The following is a 16,669-nucleotide window of genomic DNA, read 5'->3' as shown; positions in this document are numbered from 1 at the left end:
ATGACATCAGCGACCGAACTTGCGCTCTGGACGCTCATCGCACTGCCGGCGATGAGCGGCGCCGGGTTGCTCCTGGCGACACTGTGCGGCCGCGACCTCGGCCGCGGCGCAGCGGCGATCGCCATCGCCGTGTCGGCGGGCGTGCTGGTGCTGGCGATATGGGTTGCCGCCGCCAAACCTGCAGCCGGTCTGCCATTCATGGCCGGTGCCGAGTTCAGCGTCCAGGTCGACGCACTGGCCGCGGTGGTCGTTCCCGCGGTGGCGGCGGTGACATTGTTGGTGCTCGTTTTCGCCAGCGCCGATAGGGCCTTGGCCGGTGGCCGGTTTCACGGGTTGATGCTGTTGTTCGCCTCAGCCGCTGTGCTGACGGCGACAGCGTCGTCGATGCCGGCGCTGCTGCTGGCTTGGGAGGTGATGGGCGCGGCGTCCTACGCCCTCATCGGATTTCACTGGCGCGAGGAGACGCGGGTTTCTTCGGGGCTGACCGCGTTCATCACCACCCGGGCGGCTGACCTTGGCTTGTACCTGGCCGCCGGGGCCGCGCTGGCCGGGGGCGCCGGTCTGGCGTTGGCCGACTTCCCCGCCGCTGACGGCGGTTGGCGCCACCTGATTGCGCTGGGTGTGCTGGTCGCTGCACTCGGCAAGGCTGCCCAGCTGCCGTTCTCATTCTGGCTGTCCAAGGCGATGCAGGGCCCCAGCCCGGTCAGTGCGTTGCTGCACTCGGCGGCGATGGTGGCGATGGGCACCTATCTGCTGTTGCGCAGCGCACCGCTGCTGGCCGCCACCGGGTGGGCCGCCACCGCAGCGGTATGGGTGGGCGCGGTGACCGCGGTGCTGCTCGGCGTCGTCGCCGTAGCCCAACGCGACCTCAAGCAGCTGCTGGCCGCATCAACGTCGGCCCAACTGGGATTCGTGGTGATGGCCGCCGGCCTGGCCACGGTCAGCGGCGGCGCGGCCCAACTGATTGCGCACGCCTGGACGAAAGCAGGGCTGTTCCTGGCCGCCGGTGTCTGGTTGTCGTTGCTGGGTAGCCAGCGGCTCGACATGCTGCGCGGTGCGGCGCGGCGATGGCCGCTGGTGGGCGCAACGGCCACCGTCTCGGCGCTCGCGCTGGCCGGTGTTGCGCCGCTGTCGTTGTGGGCCACCAAGGATGCGGTGCTTGCTGCCGCGCACGAGCGCTCACCGTGGCTCTATGGGCTGGGCCTGATGGCGGCTGTCTTATCGGCAGCGTATGCCGCCAAGATCATTATGGTGGTGTGGTGGACCGGCATCGCACCAGACGACGCGGCAGCGGTTGAGCAGCAGCCACGAAACCCCTTGCGCCTCAGCGCCTTGGAAAAGGTGCCGCTGGTAGTTCTGGCTCTAGGTGCAGCAGGTGCGGGTGCGCTGGCACTGCCCCCGATCAGCACATGGCTGGGCCGCAGTCTCGATGGTGCCCAGCCTGCGCAGGCCACCATCGTGGAATTGACAGTTTCGGCAGCCCTCGCGGTAGTCATCGTGCTGACGGTGATGCGTTGGGGCACAACAGAACCACGTTGGGCGCTGAACTGGTTGGGCCTGGAGCGGACGGCGAACGCGGTGCTGGTGCGCCCCACACAGGCGCTCGCCGCCACGCTGGCACGCTTTGATGACCATGTCCTTGACCGCGGCATCGACGCCGCCGCGACCGGCACGATGAAGGTGGCTGGTCACGCCGGCCGGGTCGATATTCACCGCGTCGACGCCGCCGTCGAGACAGTGGCAGCACGGGTGCGCGATCTCGGTGAGCTGGCCCGAAAACCCCAAACCGGGCAACTACATCAGTATTACGCCATGATCGTGGCCGTCCTGGCGCTCGGTGTCCTACTCCTGCTGGCGGTGAGGTGAGCAGTGCTCAGTCTGATCGTCTTTCTACCGCTGGCCGTCGCTGCGGTCCTTGTTGCCGTCCCACAGATCGGGGATACCGCCGCTCGGTGGCTGTGGGTTTCCGTCGCGGCGGTGGAGGTCGGCTTGACGCTCGCGGTGTGGGTAGGTTACGAGTCACCGCCACCGAATGCGTTGGTCTTCGAGGAGCGAGCACCCTGGATTCCCGGTGTCAACAGCAATTATCACCTCGGCGTCGACGGATTGTCGCTGCCGTTGGTGATTATGACTGCCATCATCTTTCTCGCGTGCGCCCTATACGCGCTGCGCAATACCGACCGGACTCGTGCTCAGGCAGCGTTGTTTCTGTTCTTACAGTGCGTGAGCTTGGGTCTGTTCGTCTCAGCCGACCTGATCCTGTTCTACGTTTTCTTCGATCTCTCCATTGTGGCAATGTATTTCGTGATTGCCGGTTGGGGGCACGGCAACGCCGCCCGGTCGGCGTTGAAATTCTTCCTCTACACCTTCCTAGGCTCTCTCGCACTGCTCGTCGGGTTCATCGGCCTCTACATCGCCGCCGACCCGCACACCTTCGACATGACGGAATTGACCGCCGCCATGCCACTGGCCGACAACCCACTGGCCGGCGGACTCGTGCTAGGCGCCATCGTGTTGGGATTGGCGGTCAAAACCCCGACCTTCCCGTTCCACACCTGGTTACCGCCCGCCCACACCGATGCCCCGGCAGTTGGGTCCGCGGTGCTGGCCGGGGTTCTGCTCAAGATGGGCACCTACGGGTTCGTGCGGATCGCGATGCCGATGCTGCCGCACGCGTGGCAGAGCTGGGCGTGGGTGATCGTGGCAGTCGGTGTGGTGTCCGTACTCTACGGCGCGCTAGTGGCGTTGGCGCAGAACAACATCAAACGCATGATCGCCTACACCTCAGTCAATCACATGGGTTACATCGTGATGGCCCTCGGCGCCGCGGGCCTCATCGCCGGCAACACCGACCAAGCCCGATCGGTGGCCATCACCGGCGCGGTGACCCAGATGGTCAGCCACGGGTTGATCACCGCCGCACTGTTTCTGCTTGCCGGTGTGCTCTACAACAGGGCCGGCAGTTACAACCTCGACGACTACGGCGGGCTGGCTGGGCCTGCACCCAAACTGGCCGCGCTCTTCGCGATCGGCGCTTTCGCCTCGCTCGGCCTGCCCGGGTTCTCCGGTTTCATCGCCGAATTCCAAATCTTCACCGGCAGTATCGCCGCAGCGCCCATCACTGCCATCGCCCTGCCCGGAATACTGATCACCGCAGCGTTATTCCTGCGTGCCTTCCAACGGGTGTTCACCGGCCCCATCAACGGCCATTCTGAAGGATTCACCGACCTGCGGCCAAGCGAAACACTCTCGGTAGCAACCCTTCTGGCGCTCACTGTGGCCATCGGAGTGATACCACGACCGTTGCTGGCGCTCATCGAGCCGGCCGCCGGTGCGCTCATCGAGCTACTCGGACGGTGACCGGTGCACCCTGACGCCCAGATGCAGCCACTGCTCATGCTGCCAGAAATTCTCGTGTTCAGTGCTGCACTGGCCGTGTTGATCGGCGGATCATTCGTGCACCGACGGCGACTGTGGTGGACCCGCATCATCGCCGCCGCAACGCTGACCGGGGCGGCCATCATCAGCTTCGTGCAGCTGGGCGGCCCAGACTCAACCGCGTTCGACGGCACGTTCACCGTGGACACCCCGACTGGGGTCGCCAGGGTCATCGTCACAATCGGCACACTCTTAGTGGTGGTCGTGGCCGGCGAGGAGATCGGCGGCAGCGCTCGCGAAAGCGAAACCTACGCACTGCTTTTGTCTTCGGCCACCGGGGTCCTGATACTTGCCGGCGCTGACGACCTGCTGGTACTGACAACCGGATACCTGCTCGCCAGCGTCCCGCTGTATGCACTGATCGGAATGGTACGCTCGCCCCAGGGCGCCGAAGCAACAATGAAGGCCTACTTGCTGGGTGCATTGTGCGGAATTCTGCTGCTGCTCGGCATCAGCATCCTCTACGGCATCACCGGAGCTACCCGCTATGACGAACTCGCGGCCCAGCTCTCAGATAGGCCAGCGGCCCTTATTGCGGCCGGACTAGTAGGGGTGTTGGCAGGTCTACTGTTCAAAGCTGGCGGAGTGCCGGCGCATTTCTGGGTTCCCGACGCCGCCCAAGCCGCCAACGGGTCAATCGCGATGTTTCTCACCACGATTCCCAAGATCGGCGCACTCGTCGCGCTCTACCGGCTGGTGACGGTACTGCCCGATAATGTCGCCTGGCCCCTGCTCGTCGCGATCTTCGCCGTCGCCAGTATGACGTTGGGCAACCTCGCAGCGTTCTGGCAGAACGACCCACGGCGGCTACTGGGCTGGTCCACTGTCAGCCAAGTCGGCTACCTACTTGTACCCGTCACCGTGATAGGCCGCAGCGACCTCGCGCTGCCCTCGCTGCTTTACTACCTCGCGGCATACACCGTCACCAACATCGCAGCATTCGCCGTGACATCCGCACTGCCTGCCCGGCGCGAACTCAAAGACTACCGGGCGGCAGCGCATACACACCCCTGGCTAGCAGGCGCACTGGCCCTCGCCATACTCGGGCTCCTCGGGACTCCCCCTACAGCGGTGTTCGTCGGCAAGCTGACCACCGCCAGCGCAGCATGGGACGGTGGCGCAGCATGGCTAGCCATCGCGGTGTTCATCAACACGCTCATCAGCCTTTTCTACTACCTGCGGTGGATCGCTCCCACATTCGCGACGGCGCACACCGGAGAAACGATCAACAATGTAGCTAGCGTCAAACACTGGTCGACCGGCGTCGCCGTCATTGCCGCTACGGCCAGCCTGGCCCTGGGCATCGGAGCGGGCGCCTTCTGGGACTAGAACATGTACGACAAACATTTCCTATGGAGGACAACAGGTCTGACGCGGTCAGGCGCAGGTGTCGGCAACCCGGGTAGAAGCTGCGCGCGGTAGCCTCACGTTCCGGCGCAGGCATGGATTTCCGGAAATTCTCCGGCACTCTCACGTCTTCCCGGACAACACCTCAAACCAATCCGCAACCAGTTGAGAGCGCCCAGTTCACAGGCCCCGTGTGCGCTTAATTGGCTCCGGATCGGACACAGAGGAGCTCGAACGGTTTCTGACAGCGATCGGCAGTCTAGCGCGGAGGCCGGGACGCGCCGGGGTGGTCGAGAACGTCGTCGAAGTCCGAGCCTGGGACCAATGGGATCGCTGGATCGGTGAAATCCGCAGCCGGTAGCCGCCGGCTGCGGTTGGGGCGGCCCGGCTGGCTCGACCCCGGCCCGCTGGCCGATCAGGTCACCACGATGCAGGCCGCCGGCGCGACCGCGGTCCTCGTCGAAGACAACGATCAGCTCATCGGCGCGATCGCGGTGCGCGACGAACTACGGCCCGAAGCCCGCCAGGTCATCCAAAAGCTGCGCCTCAGTGGCTATCAAGTAGCGATGTTCACCGGCGACAACACCGCCACCGCCCACGCACTGGCCAAACAGGTGGGCATCGACACGGTGCACGCCGACCAGTGGCCCGAAGACAAAGCCGCATTGATTAGTCAACTGCGCCAACAGCAGTCGACGGCGATGGTCGGTGACGGGGTCAACGACGCCCCCGCGCTGGCCACCGCCGACCTCGGCATCGCGATGGGCGCGATGGGCACCGACGTGGCCATCGAAACCGCCCACGTCGCACTCATGGGCGAAGACCTACGCCACCTCACCCAAGCGCTCGACCACGCGCGCCGAGCCCGAACAATCATGCTGCAAAACGTCGGCCTGTCCCTCGGACTGATCACCGTCCTCATCCCGCTCGCCCTCACCGGCGTGCTCGGGTTGGCTGCGGTCGTCGCTGTGCACGAACTCGCTGAAATCGTCGTCATCGCCAACGGAGTCCGCGCCGGCCGCACCAAAACCCTTGCCACCACCCAACTCCAACCAGCAGGCAGCGCGGCGATCACCGAGCTCACCCACTAGCCATCGTGGCCGAGCAGTGGAGACAACTCCCACCGCACCAAATCAATCGCCATCACCACCCGCGGTTCATCCGGATCAACACCCTCGTCCACGAGCGCTTGGCGCTCCTCAGCATCCACAACCCATTAGACGGCCAACCCGCCGATCCGGTTCCCGCCCTAACCCACCACACGGCATAGATGCACATCCCCGCAGCCCAGAGGCGGTCAACCAGTGTGGGCGCTCACCCGCGCCGGGCCGACGACGGAGAAGTTCGGAAACGCCGGCAACAGACCATCAAGTACATGCCTACAGATAACGCTGTCGCTCACGATCAGAACCGATCCCTCACCGACCGTCAGCGACAGTCGAGGACACCCCAATTCGAACTACAGATAACACCAGCACATCTCACCGTCCTCGGCCACACGCCTACCGGCAGGTGGCCGAGCAGCAGATGACCGAGCTGGTAGCGCACCGCGGTATAGAGCTGGCCCGGGCCAGATACCTACCTGAGCACCGAACACCGCTTGGAGTGCCTGGTAACGCGGCTGTCTACCATCCGGCCGGTAGTTCTGGGCATTGACCAACGTGACGTCGACACCGTTATTCAGCCGGCCGTGAATCGTGATCGGTTGAAAAGCAGCGACATCGCGGGCTGAGTCGGCCGACGAGACCGGTTCCGGCGCCGCATCGACGAGAGGCCCGTCAAGCACCACCTCGGCTCGGCTGCCCTCCATCGTCGTCAGCACACCACCGACCCTGCTACCGCCACCGGCGGCCCAGAACTCGCCATCACTCGCGTCCGGAATCATGCGCAGAATCATGCACGCCCGGACTTGCTCGGTAGAACACCGCCCGGCACACCCGGGGCTATTCGGCGCCGGGGTCTTCGCCTACCGGAGGCACATCTATGCCGGCCCACCGCAAATGCTCGACGATGGCGGCGTAGGCCAGGACCCCGATATGTCGCTGCCGTTCGGACCTGTAGCGGTAACGCGGCTCGGGACGTGGCACAGGTCCGCACTGTAACAACCGAAGGGATACGGCGGCTCGGAACCGGTCAGGCGGTGGTCGGAATGAGCGAGTCGAGATCGACGGCGCCCGGGACAGCGGTGGCCAGAACCGTTCTCAAAGCTGGGCCGATATCGCGTTCGGTGATCGTGGTCATGGTCGTGTCGTCGACCTCGCCGGTGTCGAGTTCTTCGGCGATACGCAGCATCTGCTCGTCGAAGCTCTCCTCGATCACGTTGCGGATGAAGCGGCCGTTGCCGGCGACGTCTAGAACACGCCGCGGTTTGCCGGGTTGGCCGTCGGAGTCGATCGTCTCCACCTGGTGCTCGGCCAGCTTGGCGCACACCTGTTCCAGAAGTTCGCTGGCCGCCGGGTCGATGGTCGACTCTTTCTGGGCGGCTATGGAGGCCGCGATCTCACCCAGCTCGGTCGGGTTGTACGACCCGAACCGGAGTCTCCGTGTTACTCGGCTGCCCAGGCCTTCGTTGGACGCCAGCAATCGGTCGATCTCGTCGTCGTAGCCGGCGATGATCACCATGAGCCGGTGCCGATCGTTTTCCATGCGGGCAAGGAGTGTGTCGACGGCCTCCTTGCCGAAGGCGTCCCCTCCCGACAGGCCTTCCTGGATCAGGGCGTAGGCCTCGTCGATGAACAACACCCCGCCGAGCGCCTCGTCGATCTTCTTGTCGGTTTTCTCGGCGGTCTGCCCGAGGTAGCCGGCGACGAAGTCGGCGCGTTTGGCTTCAACGACTTTCGGTGTGGGCAGGATCCCCAGGCCGCAGTAGATGTTGGCCACCACGCGGGCGATGGTGGTCTTGCCGGTCCCTGGTGGCCCGGTGAATGCCATGTGGTGGCTGCGGATGATCAGTGGCAGGCCACGTTCGTCCCGAACCTTGTTGACTTTCACAGTTGCCCGCAGCTTGTGCACCTGCCGTTTGACCTCGACAAGGCCGATCTGCCTGTCCAGTTCGGCCTCGGCCTCGGCAAGCAGTTCGGCTTGCTGGTCGGCCTGCTCGGTCTCTGGGGTGGGTTCGGTGTTCGGATCCCAGGGGTCGGTACGGGCTTCGATGGTTTCAGGGTTGGTGATCGTGAGCCGGCGGTCCTTGTCGTCTTGCGCCTGGCGTGCCGGTGCGAACTTCGGGTCGCGTGCGTACACGCGCCGCAGGAGTTGAGCAGCGTCGTCGTGTTTGCCCAGATGGCGCAGGCACATGGCTTGGGTGTAGAGCGCGATCGTGGCCGCGTGCGGTACCAGTTCGTTGTCGATGGCGGTTTGGGCTCGGCGGTAGGCGTCCTCGAACACGCCCAGTGAGGCCAGCGCTGTGCTGGCCATCGCGGCGGCCGCGGCGCCGTAGACCGGTTTGCGCCAGATCTTGTCGACGGTGAAGAACCGGAGCACGTCGGGCCAGCGTTTGGCCTGGAAGTGCAGCACTCCTTGTGCGTAGGTGTGCAGGTCGGCGTCGAACGGGTCGGTCGGCGTGAGCCCGCAGAGCACCTCGTCAGCGTCGGCGTAGCGGCCTTCGCGGGCCAGCGCCGTCGCATAGGCGGTCAGCAAGGAGTCGCGGGAGGTGATCTCCAGGCTCACGAACAGTCCATCGAAAACCATTGGGCAGAAAGAGGACTGCAAGATACCGAGACGCTGAAATTCCCAGCCGAACGTTGCCCGTGCATCGCAGGCGCCCGCCAGTGTCTTGGCCGAGTCGTCGCCGGCGTGGATGCGCGCGAGCCAGGCGTCACACATCGACGGGTCGGTGTCGGTGGCGATCCGGAATGACTTGGCCGCTACCTCGGGGTTGTTGCTGGGCATCATGTTGTTCACGCTCACGCCCGAGGCCAACAGTCCTCGGGTGAGCGCCTGGCGGGCCGTCTCTGCGCTTTGCATGCTCGCCATGGTCATCAGGCCACCCGCCCCCGCTTCTGTGTCCGGATCAGATTGCGCTCGGTGCTCAGGTCGGAGTTCAGCCGGTGGGTGAACTCAGCGGTGCGCAGGATGCACGTGTTTTCCGAGTCCTGTTCCAGGTGAACGTCAGCGACGCTGGCGGTTCGCGCCGGCACCAACCGTACCGTGATGGCTGCGCGCGGTCCGGCTGCAGCGCGGGCCGCGCTGGATCCTGCCGAGGAGCGCGGATCGTCGTAGATCACCATCACGCCTTCGCCGTTGTTGGGTAGTTTCGGTGGCAGGCCGGGAACGATGTGCAAACCTGCCCCGGTGGCATCGCGCCACATGTCCGGCCGCGACGAACGCACCAATACTTGGTAGCCGATCGCGGCGTGGCTCATCGCCAGTTGCAGCATCTGGGCGACTTCGCTGGCCACGGTGACGCTGGCCGTTGATGTGGGTACGGCGTTGGCGAGGCTGACCAGCAGCAGGTGCCCGCTCATGGTGGAACCGATGATGACGCCCGTCGAGCCGACCGGTGCCCGCAGATCCTCGCCGGCGCGCAGGAGCCGATGGGGAACTCTCAGACGTGGTGTGGGCGCGTCGGCCACGCTGGCGCGCACACCGAGGTCATGTCGCCCTGAGAGAGGGTTGAGTCCAAGGATGGGTGGTTCGCGTAGCGGACCTCCGGTGGCGTAGCGCACCAACAGCCCGATCTCGGTGGACTGTTCCGGCCCGGGCCGCAGCTGCAGTGCGGTGGCGGTGTGGTCGCAGTCGGGAACCCAGACCCGGTCCAGTGTCTCGCTCGAAATGTCCTGCGGGGACACCCAATACGCAGTGACGGAGCCGCCATCATGATGCAGGCCCGTCCAGCCCGGGCGTGACGGTTCGCCAATGCCGGCGCCCAATACGGTGTCGATGTCGGCGAGCTCGGCGGCATCGACCACCCGGGCTGGGCAGTGCTGAGCGGTCAGCTCGGCGGCCAACCGCTGCGCACATGCAGTCAACGTGGCGGCCACAGATTCTCGGCACGCGACCGCGTCGACGTTGTCGTGGCTGTTCATCCGCAGCACGCAGACGGTGCGGCGACTGCCCATCGCACCGTGATCACCCACCTTCCTCGAGTAGGTCGCCGCATAGGGGTGATGCTGGTTGGGTGCCCGGCGCCGACCGACGCTGAGCACGTCAATCCCCGACAGCGTCACATCGAACTGCCGCAGGGCATCGGCGACAACCGCGATCGGCAGACTGGCCGGTGACTGGACACGGTTGTGGTCAAGCACCGACGGAGTGTGGGAACGCCCGTCCACCGCAACCACCGAGATCAGCTCTTCGCCATGGGCACGCACCGCCGCCGACGTCGGCGGCCACTGCGTCGTGTGATCAGCGGCCTCAGTCACCGCCAGCAATCCGGACGCCGGACGGCGCCGCACCAGACGACTGACCAAGGTCAAGACATGCTCGTGACGCCACGTCAGCAGGACAGCGGCGACCACCACCACGGCGACCCCGATCGACACCCACACCGCGGCCGGACCGGCCAGTGTTGAGGAGACCACTGTCAGAACCACTACAGCGGCGAGGAACGCCACGGCCAGCCGCGCCCAACTCGCCCGCACACCGAGTGCGAACATCGGCTTCATCGGACCCTCCTCGATCGCATCGCGGTCAACCCCACAGTGATCACGCACAGTGCGAGCACGCCACCGATCCCGCCGAGAGCGACCCACACCGGTGTCATGTTCCGCGGTGGTGGCGGAGGCGGGATGAACAGTGGCGACGAAAGACGTTCCGGCCCAACGCGAGCGCCGGGATCCTTCAAGTCCCACGTCAGTGCGGCGACCGGATCGACGATGCCGTGACCGACCTGGTTGTCGACGCCGCGGGCCGGTGGCCGAGCAGTACTGATGAGCCGGTTGATCACCTGATGAGCTGTGAGCTCCGGGAATTTGGCCCGTACCAGCGCCGCGACACCGGAGACTATCGCCGCGGAGAACGACGTCCCGGCTGGCGCCACCATGGCGTTGTCGTGGCCTTCGGTGGCGTTGATCAGCCCGTCGTCGCGGGGTGAGAGGCTGACAACGTCGGTGCCGGGAGCAGCGATGCCCACCCACGGGCCCGCGACGCTGAGATCGGTCAACGGATTGCCCGCGGAGTCCACCGCCCCGACCGTCAGGACGTACTGGTCGAACCACGCCGGCGTCACCACGGTCTTGACCTGGCCCCAGTTGCGCGGATCATCCGGTGTCATCGGGTTGTACTGCGGGTTCTGTTCGCAGTCAGTGTTGCCACCCGAGCCTGTATTGCCGGCAGCGGCCACAATTACCGCGTTCTTCTCCACCGCGGCGTAGCGCAGGGCGGCACCCAACGCGGCTTGGTCGATCACATTCAACGCGTTCATGCACGACACCGCACTGATGTTGATCACCTGGGCGCCCATGTCCGCCGCGTGACGGACCGCGCGAGCCATCGTCTGGATGTCGCCGGCCTTCTTCCGCGTGGCCGGATCCTGATCGCCGCTGAACGCATCCTTGGGGCTGAACGCTTTTGAGGACTGCCGGATCGAGATGAGCTCCACATCCGGTGCCACACCCGAGAATCCGTCGACCGGCGGTGGCGGTAGGGCCGGCGCCGCAGGAGCGGGTTCGGCCGGCAGTTCGGCGTCGTCGACGGGGTCTTGCGGGATATTGAATCGGTTGCTCACCGCTTGCACCCGCACAGTCGTGCCCGTCGGCTGCCAGGCCGACGGCGCGACACCCGGTTCTCCCGGCGGAGGCGGCGGGCCAGCAGGCGCCGGCGGCGGCGGAGGTGGTGACGGGACTTGCACGATCACCGTTTGCGGCGGTGGAGGTGGCGGTGGTGCTTCGTTGGTCGGAACCGTGTCCGGCCGGCGGGGCTGGCGCGGCGGCGGCAACGGAGTCTTGCCGTCCATCGGTGCCGCGGCGATCAGCGATGCCACCCACGTGCCGTGCGCATCGCAGTCCGCCAGACCGTCCCCGCCGTCCATCACGTAGTCGCCCCCGCCGATGAGGTTGGGCAGCCGAGGATGTGGGCTGACCCCGGTGTCGATCACGGCTACCTTCACGCCGGCGCCGCGCCCCCACCGCCACGCCTCGGGCAGATTGAGCATGTCCATGTAACGCGGCTGCACCCTGTAGTCGGTGTCGGGAAGCGTGGCCACGCGGGTGCAGTAGGCGCCTTGACGCATCGGTTCTGGCGGCCCGGGCGGACCGTCAGGCGGCAACGCACCCGGGTCGACACTGGGCGGTTCGATCGCCCAGGCGGTCGGCGCACCCCACAGCGTGGAGGTGGCCACCAAACTCACCGCGGCCACAGCCGAAAACATCGACGCCACAAGCCGACTGCGCCGCCTCATGAGCGGTACCTGATCGCAGAGAATACTTCCATCGCCCAGAACGCCAGTGGCCACACCGCCGCCAGCAGGAGGTACTCAATCCATTCCACGAACTGCTCGAACACCGGCGTGTAGGTGCTGCGCGGGACGATCACGGCGGCGATCAGGCCGACTGTCGGAAGCGCCACGATCAGCCCGCATCCGACGAGCAGTGCGGGAACCGACCACAGCTGCAAGATGTAGCGCAGCGCCACCACCACGATGATCGTCACGGCGGTCACTGCCAGGATCGACGACTGCCACCGATCGGTGTAGGACCGGCCGTGCAGCAGCACCGCAGCGGCCACCACCCCGGCCAACGCCACCATCAGCCACCGCCGCGGAGCATGCGGATCGCACAACCCCAGGCACGCGATCACCAGAAGAATGCTGAAGGCCATCAACATGCCCGTGATGTAGACCCGGGCCCGGTCAGTGTTGCGCGCCACCTGCTGTACCGACTCTGGGCCTTCGAGCACCGGGCGGCCACCGACGACCACCACGACCTCGCTGGGCAGATACGGCCGAGTCTCAAACACCCACGGCCGCCCTGGAGGCGGCATGACCGGCAACCGGATCTTGCCGACAATACGGGCCAGGCCCGGGGTGATTTTCATCCCGACCATGGCCACCAGAAGCACACTGGCCAGCAGCACCGGAGCTGATGTCACCAACAGCATCCGCACCGCCCCGGTCACCAACGCCACCAGCCCAAGGACGATCACCGCCGTGCACAACGAGATGTGACGGCCCGTGTACCGCAACGTCAGTCCGGCGGCGGCCAGCGCCACCGTGGCCCCCAGCGCACCGTGCGGAGCCCCGAGCGGGCCCGGGACGACCAGAGCAGCCGCGACAGCTGCAGCAGCACAGCCAGTGAGCCGTAACGTGTCGGCCACGGAGACCTCGGTCTGCCATTCCGACCACGCGTGCCGATCGGACGAGTCGTCTTCGACGAGCGCCCGCCGCGTCACCCCGGCCCGCATCGCCAGCACGGTTGCAGCCACCAGGAGCGCCAGCGCAACCATGGCCGCGGCCGCGGCCGGCAGGAACCCGTCGTGGCCGTAGCGCCAGCGCGCCAGCACAGCCAGCACCACGAACACGCACGTCGACAGCAACCCCACACCGATGCGGGCGGCCAGGCCCGGGGTGATCTTCTGCCGGTTGCGGCGCAGCTCGGTCGCCGCGGCCGTGGTCACATTCTCGATAACCGGGGTACGGGATTCGGTGTCGTCGACGAACTGCAGCCACAGTTTGGTGCCGTCGACCACGCCTTGCTCGGCCAGTGAACGTGACGGTCGCAGCATGGTGCCGTCAACCCAGCACAGCGCCCACCGGCCCCGCACGACCTTCCCTTTGCCGTCGGTCGCGCCGGCCGGTTGCAGCTTGGAACGTCCGATCTGGTCGAGGCGCTGGTTGGACAGATCGACCAGGGCCGACATGTGTCGTGACACTGGGGCCACCGCGTCGAGCACGACCCCGAACTGAACGTCGGCCACCATCAACGCCACCTGCACCCGGTTGGCCGACGGAGACGGGGCTGCCGATACCCCGCTCACGTGTGGCTGCACCGCCGTCATCGGGGGCTCACCCCACCGGGCGTGGGAAAGCCTTCCGCCACCCATGCGGCAATTTCGGTGTAGGCCAACCGAGTTGGCTTACGTAGAGCATCGAAGTCTAGGACCGCGCCGTCACGAAGATGCTCGTCGAATGGAACGTACTTGACCGCACCGACCCGCTGTTCTAGCGAGTGAGTGACTGCGGTGACGAATTTCTTTTCAGCGCAGTCGTATACGTCGTTGAGCACCACCACCGACCGGCGAAGCAGATCATGCTTTCCCCGTGCAGTGAGCCAGTCGATGGTCTGTTCGGCGGCCGCAGCACCGTCAAAGTTCGCCGTTCCGACGATCACCAATGCGTTGGCCGCACGCAACACCGCGGGCATCACCTCGTGCTCGACATTGGCCCCGCAATCGATCAACGCCAGCTGATAGAACCGGCGCGTACGAGACAGCGTCGTGCTGAACATGTCCGACGTCAACCCCAATGGGTTGGCCACATTCTGATTGCCGGCAAGAACTTCCAGGCCCTGAGGGTTCTGGCCGGTGCGTGCGCGCGACTGCGGATAGGTGTCGGTGTAGTTGCGCTTCTGGATCTCCTCGCCGTCGGCGAAGTACTCGCGGATGGTCGACGTGGCACGGGGATCGACGACGCGGCCGAGCGCCCCGTATGTCGGATTGGCATCGATGGCGATGACCGGCTCATTGCGGTACATCGCGAACACCGTGCCCATCCCCGCCGTCGTACGTGTCTTGCCGACACCACCCTTGATCGAGAGCACTGCAACCTGGTAGTTGCCCGGAATGTTGCCCGCGATCTGGGCTTGCCGCTCCAGCTGCAGTCGCTCGGCCGGCCCCGCACCGAGATTCACCGTGTGCCCGCTGCCGACGTAAACGGCGTGCCGCCAGCCTTCCTCGGGTGGTATCCGGCGTGTCTTGACCAGATCGTCGTGACGAAGATGACGGGTTGCCTCGGTCGCCCAGGCCGGCGTCAGCGATCCCTCACTGGCCGCCGCCCAACTCGCAATCTGCAGCGGCGCTGAGGACTCACCGTCAGATCCGGGCCGTGAGACCGCAACACCATGGGCATCGGGGTATGGCTGTCGTGCGTGCCACTGCTGCCCGGTCTGGGTGCCCTGATTCGCCTGCAGCTGCTGCCCATTGGCGGGCTGGTGCTGGCCCGGCTGCTGGTACTGCCACTGGGCAGCCTCAGCATTGGCAGATGGCGCTGGTAGGCGCCGGCTCGCTGGTGCATCGTTATGCCGTTGGTCGGCTCGCCGGGCCGCGTCTGGTTGAGCCGCGTGGCGCGCGATCACCTCAGCGACCTCGGCCGGCATCGGGCCGACGATCGTCGGGTCGTCGACAACGGGCCGAGGGGGCTCGCTGACCTCCGGCTCGGGAGGCAGGGAGGGTTCGGTCAACGGATCCTTCTTCCCCTCGGCCGCGCTGTCGCTGCTACCGGCTTGATCGCTGAAATAGCGCGTTGCGAAATCCTGGTTGTCCATTTCTTAATCCACCCCAATTGCTCACTGTGACGGGCTCTGCACCAATCCTATGGCCCGCAAATACCGCTTAGCGACGGTCAACCGTGACTTTCCGTGATCCATTTGCCCGATCGCGCGTTGTCCACCATGACCAGCCGTTATCGGCTCGCATGTCATGCGCGCCGATGCGTCTCCCATGACCGAACCCCCACCCCTGCCAGCACCGTCTTCACCCCCTGCTCGATCTGGGCTGCGCTGCCCGGGGCGATCGTCATCCATTCCTGCGCAGCGCCGCGGACCGCGGGCAACTGATAGAGCACAACCCTGCCAGCATCGCTGTCACGGACATCCAGTGTGGAGGAACTGGTGTGTACTGCCGCTTCGTCGTAGGCCCGCGCATACAGCACCGCCTCGGCCACCGGCGCATCCATGAGTTCACCGAGCTCGACGAGGTCGGCCGCCCGCACGCCCATGGTGCGCAACGCGGTGTCACGCTGCGGCGAATCCGCCTCAAGCCCGGCTCGTTCGGCCGCGGCCGTCAGGATCTCCTCCAACGGCACATTGATCGCGGTCATCCGTGACGGCCCACATGGATGCACAGTGTCGAGCAGGCCGACGACCAGGCCGGCCAGCCAACGAGCATCGCCGCCGCCGTCGACGTCGTCGATCGTCACGTCGTCCCCAGCGCGAACGGCCGACACCCAGCGTCCGTCCTGTCGAGCGAGCACAACCCTCAACTCCCCGTCCGGGATCGATCGCCATGTGCTCGGATCGTCGAGATCGGGAATGGACTGTTGCCGCGCGCCCGGGCCCACCTGAACTGCCACCTCAACGTCGGGAACCGCCAGAACGCGAAGCCGCCGGGCCAGTGATTCGATAACCCGTCCGTCAGGGCCGACCATGCCTTGCTCGCGTAGGCCTTCGACCGCAGGATGGCCGTCGAGCCACTCGTCGCTGCGGGCAGCGCCGTAGGGCCACGCCTCCAATTCCGGTGCCAGACGTGGGATTCCGAGCATCGCTTGCAGCACCCACAGGGCTGGCATGTTCACGGTCACGTCGGCCGCAGACTCGCGTGTCGCGCTCATTGTTGCTCTCGTTTCTCGATGTCGTTAATACGGCAAAGCGGCGGCACCCATGTCGCAGGGTGCCGCCGCTTCTCGCCGCGATGAGTCGTTGGGCGTGGGCCTAGATCCACGAACCGCCGACGGCGCTGTCGGTGTGCGCCATGTTGTTGCCGGCTGTGCGCACCTTGTTGCCGTGCTCGCTCAGCGACTGGTAGATGGTCTGGAAGTTGCGGCCCAACTCGGTGACGAACTGTTGGTAGGCGTTGCTGCCCGCGCCGCCCCAGAACTCCGCGGACGCTTCGACGTCACGCAGGATGGCCTGATGTACCGCCTCCAGCTGTCCGGCCTGGGCGGCCAGGGTCATGCCGTGGTGGTCGACATCTTCGAATCCGTACTTCATCGGTTGTGACATGGTTGATTTCTCCT

The 16,669-nt window shown here is 65.9% G+C and carries 10 protein-coding genes and 1 pseudogene; 4 read left to right on the top strand and 7 right to left on the bottom strand.

Annotated elements, in window-relative coordinates:
- From JF781_RS13580 to JF781_RS13565, 4 genes and pseudogenes are all read left to right on the top strand, one after another.
- The gene (locus JF781_RS13580) at positions 1-1,866 is read left to right on the top strand and encodes a proton-conducting transporter membrane subunit (RefSeq protein WP_225341215.1); all 1,866 of its coding nucleotides are present in this window, start codon (positions 1-3) and stop codon (positions 1,864-1,866) included.
- Between the two features lie 3 nt (positions 1,867-1,869).
- Entirely contained in the window at positions 1,870-3,360 is a 1,491-nt protein-coding gene (locus tag JF781_RS13575; RefSeq protein WP_225341214.1) for a NuoM family protein, read from the top strand.
- 21 nt (positions 3,361-3,381) lie between these two features.
- The gene (locus tag JF781_RS13570; protein ID WP_225341213.1) at positions 3,382-4,767 is read left to right on the top strand and encodes an NADH-quinone oxidoreductase subunit N; all 1,386 of its coding nucleotides are present in this window, start codon (positions 3,382-3,384) and stop codon (positions 4,765-4,767) included.
- A gap of 380 nt (positions 4,768-5,147) precedes the next feature.
- Positions 5,148-5,876 (top strand): annotated as a pseudogene (locus tag JF781_RS13565) (HAD-IC family P-type ATPase); the annotation flags it as partial.
- A 1,042-nt stretch (positions 5,877-6,918) separates the two neighbouring features.
- Here JF781_RS13565 and eccA read toward each other — a convergent pair.
- From eccA to JF781_RS13530, 7 genes are all read right to left on the bottom strand, one after another.
- A complete protein-coding gene (eccA, locus tag JF781_RS13560) occupies positions 6,919-8,748 on the bottom strand; it encodes a type VII secretion AAA-ATPase EccA (RefSeq protein WP_225341212.1) in 1,830 nt (609 codons plus the stop codon).
- Positions 8,749-8,762: 14 nt separating this feature from the next.
- Entirely contained in the window at positions 8,763-10,388 is a 1,626-nt protein-coding gene (gene eccE / locus JF781_RS13555; protein ID WP_225341211.1) for a type VII secretion protein EccE, read from the bottom strand.
- Positions 10,385-12,121, bottom strand: a complete 1,737-nt coding sequence (mycP, locus tag JF781_RS13550) for a type VII secretion-associated serine protease mycosin (protein ID WP_225341210.1) — start codon at positions 12,119-12,121, stop codon at positions 10,385-10,387. Before mycP ends, eccE begins: the two co-directional genes overlap by 4 nt.
- Entirely contained in the window at positions 12,118-13,716 is a 1,599-nt protein-coding gene (eccD, locus tag JF781_RS13545; protein WP_225341209.1) for a type VII secretion integral membrane protein EccD, read from the bottom strand. The genes mycP and eccD overlap by 4 nt, the downstream gene beginning before the upstream one ends.
- Positions 13,713-15,200: a MinD/ParA family protein gene (locus JF781_RS13540; protein WP_225341208.1), complete on the bottom strand. Its 1,488-nt coding sequence runs from the start codon at positions 15,198-15,200 to the stop codon at positions 13,713-13,715. The genes eccD and JF781_RS13540 overlap by 4 nt, the downstream gene beginning before the upstream one ends.
- Positions 15,201-15,352: 152 nt before the next feature.
- Positions 15,353-16,264, bottom strand: coding sequence for an ESX secretion-associated protein EspG (locus JF781_RS13535; protein WP_225341207.1), 912 nt, complete (start codon positions 16,262-16,264; stop codon positions 15,353-15,355).
- 100 nt (positions 16,265-16,364) lie between these two features.
- On the bottom strand, positions 16,365-16,655 hold the full coding sequence (locus JF781_RS13530; protein WP_082941557.1) for a WXG100 family type VII secretion target: 291 nt from the start codon (positions 16,653-16,655) through the stop codon (positions 16,365-16,367).
- Positions 16,656-16,669 lie beyond the last annotated feature (14 nt).

This window comes from Mycobacterium sp. WUMAC-067, from assembly GCF_020217485.1.
In the GTDB taxonomy this organism is placed as follows: domain Bacteria; phylum Actinomycetota; class Actinomycetes; order Mycobacteriales; family Mycobacteriaceae; genus Mycobacterium.
Note: the sequence above shows the minus strand (reverse complement) of the source record. Positions and strands in the feature narration are given on the sequence as shown.

Bases quoted from the DNA above. Each gene is read 5' to 3' on its own strand.
- JF781_RS13580 (WP_225341215.1), top strand. From the start codon at position 1: ATGACATCAGCGACCGAACTTGCGCTCTGGACGCTCATCGCACTGCCG.
- JF781_RS13570 (WP_225341213.1), top strand. From the start codon at position 3,382: ATGCAGCCACTGCTCATGCTGCCAGAAATTCTCGTGTTCAGTGCTGCA.
- eccA (WP_225341212.1), bottom strand. From the start codon at position 8,748: ATGCAAAGCGCAGAGACGGCCCGCCAGGCGCTCACCCGAGGACTGTTG.
- eccE (WP_225341211.1), bottom strand. From the start codon at position 10,388: ATGAAGCCGATGTTCGCACTCGGTGTGCGGGCGAGTTGGGCGCGGCTG.
- mycP (WP_225341210.1), bottom strand. From the start codon at position 12,121: ATGAGGCGGCGCAGTCGGCTTGTGGCGTCGATGTTTTCGGCTGTGGCC.
- eccD (WP_225341209.1), bottom strand. From the start codon at position 13,716: ATGACGGCGGTGCAGCCACACGTGAGCGGGGTATCGGCAGCCCCGTCT.
- JF781_RS13540 (WP_225341208.1), bottom strand. From the start codon at position 15,200: ATGGACAACCAGGATTTCGCAACGCGCTATTTCAGCGATCAAGCCGGT.
- JF781_RS13535 (WP_225341207.1), bottom strand. From the start codon at position 16,264: ATGAGCGCGACACGCGAGTCTGCGGCCGACGTGACCGTGAACATGCCA.
- JF781_RS13530 (WP_082941557.1), bottom strand. From the start codon at position 16,655: ATGTCACAACCGATGAAGTACGGATTCGAAGATGTCGACCACCACGGC.